Annotated in this window: 11 protein-coding genes; 5 read left to right on the top strand and 6 right to left on the bottom strand. The window is 43.1% G+C overall.

Translation table 11 applies throughout. The features are described 5' to 3' along the window. Window positions 1-114 precede the first annotated feature (114 nt). The 4 genes from AB4298_RS13180 to ybaK all read right to left on the bottom strand — a co-directional run bounded on the left by AB4298_RS13180 (window position 115) and on the right by ybaK (window position 5,077). The gene (locus AB4298_RS13180) at window positions 115-3,330 is read right to left on the bottom strand and encodes an amidohydrolase family protein (RefSeq protein ID WP_371987075.1); all 3,216 of its coding nucleotides are present in this window, start codon (window positions 3,328-3,330) and stop codon (window positions 115-117) included. Between the two features lie 414 nt (window positions 3,331-3,744). After that, window positions 3,745-4,182 (bottom strand): MOSC domain-containing protein, encoded by a 438-nt coding sequence (locus AB4298_RS13175; protein WP_371987074.1) that lies wholly within the window; start codon window positions 4,180-4,182, stop codon window positions 3,745-3,747. Window positions 4,183-4,216: 34 nt separating this feature from the next. Continuing rightward, window positions 4,217-4,462 carry a sulfurtransferase TusA gene (gene tusA / locus AB4298_RS13170; protein ID WP_012153289.1) on the bottom strand — a complete coding sequence of 82 codons (246 nt, stop codon included), beginning with the start codon at window positions 4,460-4,462 and terminating at the stop codon, window positions 4,217-4,219. 144 nt (window positions 4,463-4,606) lie between these two features. Then, window positions 4,607-5,077, bottom strand: coding sequence for a Cys-tRNA(Pro) deacylase (gene ybaK / locus AB4298_RS13165; protein ID WP_371987073.1), 471 nt, complete (start codon window positions 5,075-5,077; stop codon window positions 4,607-4,609). Between the two features lie 395 nt (window positions 5,078-5,472). Between ybaK and AB4298_RS13160 the strand changes: the two genes are divergently transcribed. Beyond that, entirely contained in the window at window positions 5,473-6,300 is an 828-nt protein-coding gene (locus AB4298_RS13160) for an HpaA family protein (protein ID WP_371987072.1), read from the top strand. 85 nt (window positions 6,301-6,385) lie between these two features. Here AB4298_RS13160 and fadA read toward each other — a convergent pair whose 3' ends face one another. After that, window positions 6,386-7,549, bottom strand: a complete 1,164-nt coding sequence (gene fadA / locus AB4298_RS13155) for an acetyl-CoA C-acyltransferase FadA (RefSeq protein WP_220781253.1) — start codon at window positions 7,547-7,549, stop codon at window positions 6,386-6,388. Between the two features lie 18 nt (window positions 7,550-7,567). Next, complete coding sequence (gene fadB / locus AB4298_RS13150; protein ID WP_371987071.1) at window positions 7,568-9,721, bottom strand: fatty acid oxidation complex subunit alpha FadB; 2,154 nt, start codon at window positions 9,719-9,721, stop codon at window positions 7,568-7,570. Window positions 9,722-10,085: 364 nt separating this feature from the next. Here fadB and pepQ point away from each other — a divergent pair, with 364 nt between their 5' ends. From pepQ to hemG, 4 genes are all read left to right on the top strand, one after another. Beyond that, complete coding sequence (pepQ, locus tag AB4298_RS13145; RefSeq protein WP_249000571.1) at window positions 10,086-11,408, top strand: Xaa-Pro dipeptidase; 1,323 nt, start codon at window positions 10,086-10,088, stop codon at window positions 11,406-11,408. Between the two features lie 55 nt (window positions 11,409-11,463). Next, entirely contained in the window at window positions 11,464-12,078 is a 615-nt protein-coding gene (locus AB4298_RS13140) for a YigZ family protein (protein WP_249000570.1), read from the top strand. A gap of 135 nt (window positions 12,079-12,213) precedes the next feature. Next, window positions 12,214-13,671: a TrkH family potassium uptake protein gene (locus AB4298_RS13135; RefSeq protein WP_249000569.1), complete on the top strand. Its 1,458-nt coding sequence runs from the start codon at window positions 12,214-12,216 to the stop codon at window positions 13,669-13,671. A gap of 142 nt (window positions 13,672-13,813) precedes the next feature. Continuing rightward, a complete protein-coding gene (gene hemG, locus AB4298_RS13130) occupies window positions 13,814-14,341 on the top strand; it encodes a menaquinone-dependent protoporphyrinogen IX dehydrogenase (RefSeq protein ID WP_249000568.1) in 528 nt (175 codons plus the stop codon). The last annotated feature ends 8 nt before the right edge of the window (window positions 14,342-14,349 follow it).

The raw sequence follows: 14,349 nt of genomic DNA, 5'->3' as shown, positions 1-14,349 counted from the left end.
GATGTTCCACGTGGAACATCCTTTTTCATTTTTAGCTAAAAAGCACATTTTTGAATCAAAAAATAATTTTCCTCAAATTTTAAAATCGTAGCTAAGTTAGCCAGATTTTAAATTTCAAAATGGATTTATTTTTTCGAAGAAGAAGGTTTCTCTTTGCTTACCTTTATTGTTGGAACCACCATTTAGCTGATCCATTGTCTCCGCATTAAATAGTTTGCCGTTAACCATGGTGTAAGTCACACGATCGGTGACGCGGATATCTTCCAGCGGATTACCATCGATAACAATTAGGTCGGCAAGTTTGCCTTGCTTGATTGAACCAATTTGGTGATCCATCGCAAAATGTTTAGCTGGGTTGATGGTTGCTGTTTTTAGTACTTCCAGATTGCTCATACCACCTTGAGCAAACATCCACATTTCCCAATGAGCCGCTAGACCTTCACGTTGACCATGAGCACCTATGTTAGCTTTAATGCCAACTTCATTTAGTTCATTTGCTACACGCGCGACGTTAAAGTGATTGTAATGTTCGTCTGGTGCTGTCGGGCGACGCATTGAGCGAGCATCTAAAATATCTGATGGTACGTACATAGACAAACGAGGGTGTGCCCACACATCGGTTTTGTCATACCAATAGTTTTCACCAGAGATACCACCATAAGCAACAACTAACGTTGGTGTATAGCCAACTTCAGTTTGGCTCCAGAACTGCTTAATGTCGCTATAGATATTCGCTGCCGGTAGCGAGTGTTCTATACCTGTGTGACCATCGGCAATCATGGTTAGGTTATGTTGCAGTAAACTTCCGCCTTCAGGCACTACCATCATTTCCAGCTCGCGTGCTGCTGCGATAACTTGCTGACGTTGGTTACGACGTGGTTGGTTATAACTCTTAACACTGAAAGCACCGACTTTTTTCAAGCGCTCTAAATGGAATTTGGCATCATCGAGTGAATCTATATGAGAGGTATAACCTGGTAGGTTCGCGCCATATAAAATAGTACCGGTAGAGAAAATACGTGGGCCAGCAATATTACCTGCTTTCTGTTGCTCTGCAGCGGCAAAGATTTCTGTGGTGTCATTTGATGGGTCGTGAATAGCTGTAACACCTAGAGACAGATTAGAGTAGAGCTCCCAGTTTTGCTGCGGGATGATTTCATTCTCACCTTGAGCACCATGAGCATGGGCATCGAATAAGCCTGGCATCAGAGTTTTACCCTTGATATCGATGACCTTAGCGTCACTTGGGATATCGATAACAGATGCAGAACCTACACTGACAATGTGATTATCTTTAACGATTACCGTGCCGTTTTCGATAACTTCATCATTTTCCATGGTAATGATTTTTCCACCAACAAAGGCGATTGTTCCACGTGGAACATCAGCTTTTTGGGTGAAGCCAAGATCGGTAATGGTTGGCTCAACTTTAGATACTTCAGCACCCTCTGCTTGCTGCTGGTATTGAGTATCAACACTAACTTGGTAAAGTTCAGGCCCAAGCGTCCAGTACAGTTGGTTACTATCAGTGTTCCAACTAATGCTTTCACCGGCGCGTACGCTTAATTGTTCAACTGGAAGATTACTGGCTTTAGGGCCTATTTGAATCGTTTCACCGTGTTTAGCAAATGGGGTGACAAACACTTTAAAACGTTCAGCAAAAGCGAGTTGCTTACCGTCTGGTGATACTCTGAATTCGGTGGCGTGTTTACTGGTGTAATGTACACGCTTTTCAAAACCATTGAGTCCAATAGATGCAAGCTGTGGTGTTTCACCACTTTCCATAAAATAGACTCGGTCGTTGTCTGCGCCAAATTGGGGTTGGTAACCAGCAGCGGTGATCTTAGTATTTTTATCGCCATCAATATCTACTTGATAAAGGCCTGTTTCTTGTGACCATGTGCGTGGAGTGATATAGCCACCTTTAGCTTTACGGTACACAACAGTCTCACCATCTGGTGAGAAGGTAGGTTCTACGTATTTACCTGGCTCATCGGTTAGTACTTTTACACGCTTATTGCGCACGGTAGCTAAACTAACAGTACCTTGCTTTTGGTCATCCCAAGTGGTGAATACAACGCGTTTTCCATCGCGTGACCATTGTGGAAACAGTTCACGTAGATCACTATCTAGCTTGGTGAGTCGAGACATCTTGCCGTCGGGTAAACTCTTAACCCAGATCTTACCTAGGGCTTCAAAAGCAACTTTCTTACCATCAGGAGATACTTGCGCCATACGTAGCATCTTTACGTCGAACACATCTTTATCGAGATCTTGGGTAAAACGAACGGCAGGTTGAACAGCTCGTTCGGTTTTAACTGTAAATGGAATTTGCTCTACTGATTTAGATTCAACATCGAGTTTGTTAATTTTACCGTTAGCCCAGAATACGATTTCATCGTTATCGGCTGTCCAACTCATGGTTGGATATACGCCGTGGATAGCCCAGGTTTCTTGCATGTCTCGGTCTAGTTCACCGTATAGTTTTTCAGTTTCACCAGACTTTAAATCCAGAAGATAAAGTGAAGACTGGAAACCATCACGTTTGATATAGGCTAGCTTATTGCCATCTGGGCTTGGCGTTGGTCGAATCGCGCCGCCAGTACCTTGGATCAATACTTCGATATCGCCGGTCTGGGTATCGTAACGCTTGATCTTATAGATGCCTTTTACTGAGTCTTTTGAGTAATGGAAGGTCTTACCCGGCGTCGCATCTTGGCTAAAGTAGATATAACGGCCATCTGGCGAGTAGGCTGGTTCACCTAAATCTTTTTGCTCATTTGGGCGCTCAGTTAATTTCACACCGTCGCCGCCAGCAACGTGATACATCCATACTTCACCTGCACCTAGGCTGCGACTACCAGTAAAGTGTTTGCGTGCTACTAGATATTGGCCATCAGGGCTCCAAGCTGGACTATTCAATAAGCGGAATGTTTCTTTAGTGACAGGGCGAGGGTTGCTGCCATCAGCTTCCATTACCCAAATGTTGTCACCACCATCTTCATCAGATGTGAAGGCGATGTATTTACCATCAGGGTTATAAACCGGCTGCATTTGCCATGCAATGCCTTTAGCCAATGGCTTAGCTTCGCCGCCATCTATTGGCATTTGATAAATGTCACCAAGTAAGTCGAACACCACGTGCTTGCCGTTAGGGCTAACGCTGACGTTCATCCAGGTACCTTCATCGACTTCAATTTTAATTTGTTCTAAAGGGGCGTTTGCTGGCGCATTAACTTGCCAAGATTTTTTGTCTTCCTCGGCAATTGTAGGAACACTAAAGCTCAAGGCAATAGCGGCATATAGAGGGGTAAGCTTATTCTTTAACATGAGAATCCTAATTATTGTTATCGTTTTAAAGGAGTGGTTTTCAATTTAATTTATAGATTGTTAGGGCTAGGGCTTAATTGGAGATTAATTTGTGCAACAGTTATCGCATAATTTAGTTAACAGTAAAACAAAAATTCTGTTTCAATTAGTTAAGCTAAATATCGAAGTATTAAAGATCAAAATGATTGCACTATAGATAGGGGGTGATGCTAGAAGCAGAGTTGATTTAGGCTGGGATTGACTTAAGCAGGGTTGTCGTTGGCTGTAGAGAATATCGCTATTAACTGCGAGGATGGAATAATTGGGGTAATTCTAGTCTAGGAAATATCGTTTTTATAGGAGTCGGAAAGTACACAGCTTTAAATCAGAGCGATACAAAGCTGTAATCTTAACTTACTTGAGTGAGTCGTTAACTTAGGCTAAGTCTACAGGGGCGTTAATCTGAATCTTGGCATCGTTAAGTACTCGGCAAGTGACACCGCCACGCCAGTCCGGTAATAGAGCGGCTTCTAAACCTGGGTAAGCTTGCTCCATTTTCTTGCAAGGATCTGTTTCACCAGTGATCTCTAAAATGAGCTCATCGATGACAAGTTGCTTACCTAGATCTTTAGAAGAGAAACTGATTCCATCGACGAGTAAGTTTGCCCTGCGGGTAAACCAGGGTAAGGTTTTACCGACATCATTACAGGCAAGCTGCCATTGCTGAATTGACAACACAGTGACTTGGCGTTTACCTGGGCGGCCAAAGATGTCGTTCTCAACACCTTTAGCCTGGGTCACTTGAGCTTGTTCAACCGTAATCATTTGACCACGTTTTTCAGTTTTAAATGCAATGCCAATGAGAGATGCCATGCTAATTCCTTTTATCCATTAATTGAACGGGCTACTAAAGACCCTTTTTTATCAAATACTGATAAGGCGTAGATTCTGTTTGGCTAGCAATTAAGGTGTGATCCATAAACTCACAAAAGCTTGGAATATCACGAGTGGTTGCTGGATCATCAGCAATAATCAATAAGGTCTCGCCATCGTTCATGCGTCGTACTGATTTGCGCACCATCATCACAGGTTCTGGGCAGCGTAAGCCTAAAGCGTCGAGTTGATGTTGTGCTGCATTAAATAGGTCGTTCATATTTCCTCAGCTGAACGATTAAACAGAAGTGGCTAATATTACTCTAGCAACCGGGTTTATCCAAGTTTGTCGCTTTAATTTGTGAGCTTGGAACATTTGCTTAATTACAGTGTTCCACGTGGAACACTGTAAATTAATAGACTGTTACTCAGCGGTGATTGGAGCAAACTGGGCTTTTAGTAATAACTTTATATCATCGGGTGCAAGTTCAATATCGAGCCCGCGGCGTCCGCCGCTGACGAACATTTTTTCAAGAGTCGCAGCAGACTGATCAATAACTGTTATTAACTGTCTTTTTTGTCCTAATGGACTGACACCGCCAAGCACATAACCAGAGCTACGCTGCACTTCCATTGCTTTGGCCATTACTGCTTTTTTGGCTTTGACTGCTTTTGCTATTAACTTCATGCTGAGCTTTTCAGCAACGGGGATAATGGCTACCGCAAGCTGCTTACCGTCCAACTTTACCACTAGAGTTTTGAATACCAGTTCAGGTTCCACCCCAATTTTCTCAGCGGCTTCTAAGCCGTAAGCTTGGCAAGATGGATCGTGTTGATATTCGTGAACTTGATGGGCGATTTTGTGTTTTACCAATAAGTCGATAGCGGGGGTCATTTGTTTACCTAATTGGCGTGCGGTTACGCTTTTTTCAATTATAGTAATTTTTCCATAACCAGCACCTTAATACTGTGATCAATCACTTGTTCAGTTAGACCGTAGTAAATTCAAATAGAAAGACTAATTGCTTTAAGTTTATGTCGTTGTTGGTGAGCTTATCTTAGAAATATAAAAATATTTTTAAAATGGTATTTTAATATATTTGTTCAAAACCACTTCAATTGTTGGGATAAAAATGAAGTTACTAATAAAAGTTAAGCATATTGTTGTGCTCTCTCTATAACTATATGAAAAGTATTGTATATAAACAGAACCTGCTTCTGGCGCTACCCCCTAATTCTCGTGTAGCATGTTGCCGTTATGTTGCTTTAACTTTATGGAAGATGGTTATTATGAAAAAAATTTGTTCTGCAGTATTGGCTTTATCTTTAGCTGCATGCTCTGCTATTCCTGTTAAAAAGGAATCAGGTGTGGTTGATACTAATTTTGACTTCGGTGCTCAAAGTGCGTCAGTGGATAAGAAAATAGCAATTGTAAAACCGACAGGTGTTTTTACTGAATATCAACAAACAGTTAATGCTCAAAATACCATGCTCAACCAATTAGGTCTTAACGAGCAAAAGGTAGACCCATTTTCTAATGCAAGATCTAATTATAACTTAGAGGTAAGAGCTGCTTTTCAAAATGGAGTTGAGACTTTAATTACTCGTAAAGGTTTTACCTACACTGGCCCTTATGAGACTTTTGATGAGATAACATATGGTGATAAGAAGAATAGTTATCTGGCTATTGTGCCAAAATTTGACATAAAAGTCGGTAAAACTAATGTGAGTCGAAAGTCTTTTTCTTCTTATGCAGAGGAAGTGGGAACAATCCGAGTGGATGGCTCATTTATTCTTAAATTTATTGAGCCACTTACTGGGCAGGTAATGTCACAGAAAAGAGTAGATCTAAGTCGGCTTAACATTTCAGAGCCGTATGTCCGTCAATGGGAAACTAAGGCTGCAGGTAGTGGAATAATTGCTGGTGCTATCGGCGGCGCGATGAAACAAGCGAGTAAGCCAGATGTATTAGTTAATAATATTGAAAAAGCTTATGCTGATGCTATGACGAAGTTTTATCAGGGCTCCATGAAGCAATTAGTAAAATATGTTTCTACGGAAGAGATTAAAAGCTTTGAAGCTGATATTAGAGAGTTGAAAGAGATTAAGCGTTACTAATAGTCTATCTTTTCTCATGATGGGACAGTTCTTCGAACAAAAAAGCCAGCTTGCGCTGGCTTTTATCTATCCACAGATGAATGCCTTATGGACGTTCGAAGATAGTCGCGATGCCTTGGCCTAGACCAATACACATGGTTGCTAGACCATACTTAGCATCTTTAGCTTCCATTAGATTGATTAGCGTCGTTGAGATGCGCGTACCAGAACAACCAAGTGGATGCCCGAGTGCAATCGCGCCGCCATTAAGGTTAATCTTCTCATCAACCACATCCATCAAACCTAAATCTTTTACACAAGGTAGAGACTGTGCGGCAAAGGCTTCGTTAAGCTCGATAACGTCTAAGTCATCAACGGTTAGACCTGCACGCTTAAGTGCTTTTTGTGTCGCAGGTACAGGGCCGTAACCCATAATAGCCGCATCACAACCAGCAATCGCCATTGAGCGAATACGAGCGCGAATTGGTAAGCCTAATGCTTTTGCTTTCTCTTCTTCCATCACGAGCATGGCTGAAGCGCCATCTGATAATGCAGAAGAGGTACCCGCGGTAACAGTACCGTTAGCTGGGTCAAAAGCAGGGCGTAGACCTGAAAGAGATTCCATTGATGTTTCTGGGCGGATGACTTCGTCATGCTCAACTTTAATCAGTGCACCGTCGGCGTCATGACCTTCAATCGCTACGATTTCATTGGCGAAACGGCCTTCCACTGTGGCTGCATGAGCGCGTTGATGTGAACGTACTGCAAAGGCATCTTGCTGCTCACGAGTAATGCCGTGCATCTTGCCGAGCATTTCTGCGGTCAGACCCATCATGCCTGAGGCTTTAGCAACATTGTTAGCAAGACCTGGGTGGAAGTCGACGCCATGGTTCATTGGTACATGACCCATATGCTCAACACCACCAACGATAAAGGTATCGCCTTGGCCTGTCATAATCGCACGAGCCGCTTGGTGGAGAGCATCCATAGATGAGCCACATAAACGGTTAACAGTAACTGCGCCAACTTGCTTAGGAATACCAGCTAGCAAAGCCGCGTTACGGGCAATATTAAAGCCTTGCTCAAGGGTTTGCTGTACACAACCCCACATCACATCTTCAATAGTGTTTGGATCAAGCTTTGGGTTGCGCTCAAGTAGCGCTTTCATCAATTCTGCAGATAAAGTTTCTGCACGTACATTTCTAAATACACCAGCCTTTGAGCGGCCCATTGGCGTACGGATACAATCTACGATAACGGCATTTTTCATTGTTCTAATCCTTCCTGCTTAAGCCTGCTGGTAGTAGCTGCCATTATTGGCGGCAAGTTCGCGCATAGTATCGGTTACTTGGTATAGACCACCTAAGTGAGCGTATTTGTCTGCTAGAGCGACAAAGTTAGCTACACCCATAGTATCTAGGTAACGGAAGACACCGCCTCTAAATGGTGGGAAACCAAGACCGTAAACTAGACCCATATCCGCTTCAGCAGGCGAAGCGATAATTCCTTCTTCAAGACAGCGCACTGTTTCGATAATCATAGGGATCATAGTGCGAGCGATGATCTCATCTGATTCAAATGCTTTTTGTTCACCAAACTCAGCTTGTAGTAATTCATAGCTGGTTGGGTCTAAATCTTTCTTTGGCTTACCGCGGCGGTCAACCGAGTATTGGTAGAAACCTTTACTGTTCTTTTGGCCAAAGCGCTCAGCTTCAAACATCACATCAATAGCATCTTTACCTGATTTACCCATACGGTCTGGGAATCCTTCAGCCATTACCGCTTGTGCGTGATGGCCAGTATCTAGGCCAACAACGTCAAGTAAGTAAGCTGGGCCCATTGGCCAACCAAACTGCTTCTCCATCACTTTATCAATAGCGGCGAAATCGGCGCCATCGGCAAGCAAGCCACTAAAGCCTGCAAAGTAAGGGAAGAGTACGCGGTTAACAAAGAAACCTGGGCAGTCATTTACCACGATAGGGGTTTTACCCATCTTGCTGGCATAGGCTACAACGGAAGCAACGGTTTCGTCTGAGCTGTTTTCACCACGAATGACTTCGACTAATGGCATTTTGTGCACTGGGTTAAAGAAGTGCATACCACAGAAGCGCTCAGGCTTTTTGAGGCTCTTAGCTAATAGGTTGATTGAAATCGTTGAGGTGTTAGAGGTGATGATGGCATCTTCGCTAACATGTTGTTCAACTTCAGCCAGTACCATTGATTTTACTTTTGGATGCTCAACAACGGCTTCAACCACCACGTCAGCATCTTTTACTGGAGCATAGTCGAGTGCCGGAGTGATGTTATTCAGTACTGCTGCCATCTTTGCTGGCGTTGAACGGCCGCGCTTCACTTGTGCAGTAAGCAGTTTTGCTGCTTCACCTAAGCCTAAATCGAGTGCCGGTTGGGCGATATCTTTCATCACGATAGGTGTGCCTTTGCTGGCACTTTGGTAAGCGATACCGCCACCCATGATACCGGCGCCAAGTACAGCTGCAGAGTCGACTTTCTTAGCGAGTTTGCCAGCTTTCTTAGCTTTACCTTTAACGAGTTGATCGTTTAAGAAGATACCAATCAGTGCTTGCGCAACTTCGGTTTTGGCTAGCTTTACAAACGCTTGATGTTCAATTTGTAAGGCTTCTGCTCGGCTACTTTGTGCTGCTTGCTCGACAACACTAATTACAGCCATTGGTGCAGGGTAATGTTTACCGGCAATTTTAAATACCATGCCTTTAGCTGTAGCAAAAGACATCATGGCTTCAAGCTTAGGTAGGGTTAGCGGCGCTTGTTTCTTAGCGCGGCGAGATTGCCAATCTAGCTTTTCTGCTAGGGCATCTTTAAGCATTTTTAATGCTGCTAGTTTTAATTGCTCTGGAGCGACAACGGCGTCAATAGCGCCAACTTTTAGTGCTGCTTCTGGGCGTTGATCTTTACCTGAGGTGATCCATTCAAGTGCGTTGTCGGCACCGATAACACGTGGTAAACGTACTGTGCCACCAAAGCCTGGGATAATACCTAATTTAGTTTCAGGTAGACCGATGCGAGCTGTTGTGTCTGCGATACGGAAGTCTGTTGCTAGGATGGTTTCACAACCACCACCTAATGCAAAGCCATTAATTGCTGAAATCGTGGGAAAAGGTAAGTCTTCTAGCTTATTGAAAACATCGTTAGCTTGTTCAAGCCATGAGTGCAGTACTGTGTCTTCTTCAGTGAACAGTCCCAGAAACTCAGTGATGTCAGCGCCAACGATAAAGGCATCTTTAGCTGAGCTCAGCATAAGACCCTTGATACTAGAATCTTGTTTGATGCTGTCGAGTGCAGCATTTAACGAATCGATGGTTGCTCTGTCTAACTTGTTCACTGAACCTTGTGCTTTAAAGCATAGGTGGGCGATATTATCTTCGAGTAACTCAACCTCAATTGTAGGGCTTTGGTAGATCATTGCTTGCTTCCTTATAGCTTAAGTTCACTATTCAGATCGTTAATGATTTTATTATCTGAATGTAACTTTCTTTGTCACAGCAGCCTCGGCCATCATTTGACCAGTTGCCATCCAGTGTGCGACTAATCACAAAAAATTACAACACCCAATTTAAACGATCGTTTGGTTTTTTGGTGTGTATAAATAATAACTTTTAATATTCATGGCTTTATTGATTTTTTGCAGGTTTTTTGATTTTAAGTTTATGGTTAGTAACTTGCCTGTAAATGCGAATAATGTGTTTGAAGAAAAATTTTAATTAACGATGTGTTAGACTGAGCCGTCGTCGAAAATTTGGCTAAATAATAACAATAGGGTAACCCTCATGGAACAGTTAGCACATCTCTATCATGACCATCTTCAAGTCTTAAATGGTCGTGTCGCCGAGATTATTTCTCGCGAAAATTTGTCGGGCTTAGTCATTCATTCAGGCCAAGCACACAGACAGTTTTTAGATGATCTAGATTACCCTTTTAAAGTTAATCCACATTTTAAAGCCTGGTTACCGGTGACCGACAATCCTAACTCATGGTTGATCGTAAATGGCACAGATAAGCCAGTGTTAATCTTTTATCGCCCTGTGGATTTTTGGCATAAAGTGGCTGCAGAGCCGACTGAATATTGGTCAGAGCACGTCGATATTAAGTTTTTGACCAAAGCCGATAAAGTTGCCGAGTATCTTCCTAAAGATATTGATAATTGGGCTTATATTGGTGAGCACTTAGATGTGGCTGATGTCTTGGGCTTTAAGGCGCGTAATCCAGATGCAGTGTTAAGCTTCCTTAATTACCACCGTGCAACAAAGACTGATTATGAGTTGGTTTGTATGCGTCAGTCCAACGCAATTGCTGTGACCGGGCATCAGGCGGCTAAAACAGCTTTCTATAATGGTGCGAGTGAGTTTGAGATCTTACAAGTTTACTTATCGGCGGTATCACAAGGTGAAAACCAAGTCCCTTACGGCAGTATTGTTGCGCTTAATGAAAACGCAGCGATTTTGCATTACACGGCACTCGAGCAAAAATCGCCAGCCCAGCGTCGTTCATTCTTAATTGACGCCGGAGCTAACTTTAACGGTTATGCATCTGATATCACCCGTAGCTATGCCTTTGAAAAGAATATTTTCGATGATTTGATTACTGCAATGGACAATTTACAGCTGCAGATCATCAATATGATGAAGCCAGGTGTGAGCTATGTGCAATTGCACGTCGAAACTCATTATAAGTTAGCGCAGATCTTGTTGGATTTTGATATTGTCAGCGGCGATGTACAGGGGCTGGTCGAACAGGGCATAACTAGCGTGTTCTTCCCCCATGGATTAGGTCATATGTTAGGTATTCAGGTGCACGACATGGGCGGTTTCCTTGGTGATGATAAAGGCACTCATATTGCCGCTCCTGATGCGCATCCGTTTTTACGTTGTACTCGAGAGTTAGATGTTAATCAGGTACTGACCATAGAGCCGGGTATTTATATTATTGACTCGCTATTAGCGCCGTTAAAACAAGATAAGCGTCAGTCTCAGATTAATTGGAATACGGTAGATACCCTAAGGCCATTTGGTGGTATTCGTATTGAAGACAACGTGATTGTTCATGGCGAGAGTATTGAGAATATGACCCGAGATTTAGGGTTGAATCGCTAATATTTTTCGCTAACTTGGCTGAGATAATCGCGAATAATCGATTGAGAGAACTATTTTGAGCGAGAGCTATCTCATTCCTGCCGCAGAGCTATTATTTGAAGAAGAGATAAAGCATAGTCGCTTTATCTCTTTTCTATTTCACTGCCAGTCTGCAGAAGAGTTGAAGTGTGTACTTACTAACTTAAAGGTTGAGTATCCGGGAGCAAACCATTATTGCTACGCTTTTGTTGGTGGTGCACCAACGGATAACGTCAATATGGGCTCTAGTGATGACGGTGAACCTTCAGGTAGTGCTGGTCGGCCGATGTTAGCGGCGCTACAGGGCGCTAATATTGGTGAAGTTGGGGCAGTTGTTATCCGCTATTTTGGCGGAACTAAACTAGGCGTGGGTGGATTGGTTAGAGCCTATAGTTCGGGGATTAAACAAGCGATTCCTCAGCTGCAAACTCAACTTAAGCAGATCCGTTATCCAGCGACTCTAGTGTGTGATTATCATCAACTCAAAGATGTTGAGCATATTTTTGCCCAATATGACGTGGTGATTGACGACAAACAGTTTAGCGACAATATCGTGATTCAATTTGCTATACCTAAAGCGTTTAAGGTGCAGCTAAACGTCGATCTAGCCACTATGAGTAAAGGCCAGTTGAAAGCCATATTTGCCGAGTAAGTTAGCCAGTTTTATGTTTGCTGATTTATCGGTAATAAGTGTAACAAGCGCTTTGTATTGCAATTGCTGCGGTACAAGGTCATTAATTATGTGTACAAAAATGCGCTGTAGCATTAGCGCGAGTGATGGGAATCAATGCAATATCGAACAATTATAAGAATTACAGGCCTGCTGATGGGGCTGTTTTCTTTATCTTTACTCCCACCTGCCGTGGTAGCCGTTATTTATAAAGATGGTGGCGGCATGGCATTTATTCAGGCGTTTGTATTGTGCCTGATTTTGGGTTTTAGCCTTTGGTATCCCAACCGTGCTCATCGTAAAGATCTGCGTACCCGCGAGGGCTTCTTGCTGGTGGTATTGTTCTGGGTGGTACTCGGCTCTATTGGTGCTGTGCCATTTATTTTCTCCGGCCAACCCTCGCTAAGTTTAACCGACAGTTTTTTTGAGTCGTTCTCTGCGCTGACCACCACCGGAGCCACGGTGATTGTTGGCCTCGATAGCCTACCCAAAGCGATTTTGTTCTATCGCCACTTGCTGCAATGGCTTGGTGGTATGGGAATTATTGTACTGGCAGTGGCTATTTTGCCTGTACTTGGCGTTGGGGGGATGCAGCTATATCGTGCCGAAATGCCAGGACCAGTTAAAGACAGTAAGATGACGCCCAGAATTGCTGAAACCGCTAAAGCGCTTTGGTATATCTATTTAGCATTAACCGTCGCTTGTGCCTTTGCTTATTGGTTGGCGGGGATGGATGTGTTTGATGCGATTTGTCACTCATTCTCAACCATTGCCATTGGCGGTTTCTCTACTCACGACGCTAGTATGGGCTACTTTGACAGCCCTACAATTAACCTGATCTGTGTGGTGTTTCTGCTGATTGCAGCACTGAATTTTAGCTTACACTTTGCGGCTTTTTCTCGCCGCGGTATTAACCTTAGAGTCTACTTTAGAGACGCCGAGTTTAAAGTGCTCATTGCGATTCAATTGGTGCTAACTGCCATCTGTTTTGTCACCCTGTATGGCTCAGGCATTTATGACTCGGCAGAAGAAACTTTTGATTATGCGCTGTTCCAAGCGGTATCGATTTCCACTACCGCGGGTTTTGGTACCGAGAGTTTCCATGCATGGCCACTGTTCTTACCTATCTTGCTAATTTTCTCTAGCTTTATTGGCGGCAGTGGTGGCTCAACAGCAGGCGGTATTAAAGTCATTCGCGTTATTTTACTTTTGCTACAAGGTTCTCGAGAGTTAAAACGCTTAGTACATCCACGTGGCATGTTCTCTATTCGTATTAGTGGTAACGCGCTGCCTGATAGGGTTATTGATGCGGTATGGGGGTTCTTCTCTGCTTACGCGTTAGTGTTTGTAGTGTGCATGCTTATTTTGATGGCACAAGGGATGGATGCGATTACCGCTTTTAGTGCTACAGCAGCTTGTTTGAATAACTTAGGTCCAGGTTTAGGTGAGGTGGCGAGTAACTACGCCAGTATTGGCGATGGTGAAAAGTGGGTGCTATTGTTTGCCATGCTGTTTGGCCGATTAGAAGTGTTTACTCTGTTAATTTTGTTTACGCCAACCTTCTGGAAAAACTAAATTAAGTGTAAAGATAGTTACTCGATTGCTTAGGCTAAGCTAGCGTTAATTATTGAGTAGTATATTCAAGATATGACAGGCCGTTGGCCATAGTTCGTGTCTAGTTATAACCCTGTATTAATCGGGAAATAGTAGGAAGTAAATGAACAAAACTCTCATTATTTATTCGACTGTCGATGGCCAAACCAAAGCAATTTGTGAGCAAATTAAAAAGATCACCCAAGAGCATGATAACGAGGTGACTTTGACCTCATTGGAAAATGCTGAAGCATTGGGCTTAGCTCAGTTCGATAAGGTATTGGTTGCGGCAAGTATTCGTTATGGTAAACACCGACCCGAACTATATCAGTTTATTAATCGCCATCATGCGGTGCTCAATGCCAAACAAAATGCATTCTTTACCGTCAATGTTGTTGCACGTAAACCGGAAAAAAATACTCCAGAAACGAATCCTTATATGAAAAAGTTTTTGGAACTTTCGCTGTGGCAACCACAACAGTTAGCCGTGTTTGCTGGCAAAATTGATTACCCTAAATATCGCTTATTCGATAAGGTAATGATCCGCTTTATTATGTGGATGACCAAAGGCCCGACTGATACAACAGGTACCTTTGAATTTACGGATTGGAATAAAGTCGACGAGTTTGCTCGAGCGTTTTCTGAACGCTAAAGCACCGC

The organism is Shewanella sp. 10N.261.52.F9, from assembly GCF_041471165.1.
Taxonomy (GTDB): domain Bacteria; phylum Pseudomonadota; class Gammaproteobacteria; order Enterobacterales; family Shewanellaceae; genus Shewanella; species Shewanella marinintestina.
Note: the sequence above shows the minus strand (reverse complement) of the source record. Positions and strands in the feature narration are given on the sequence as shown.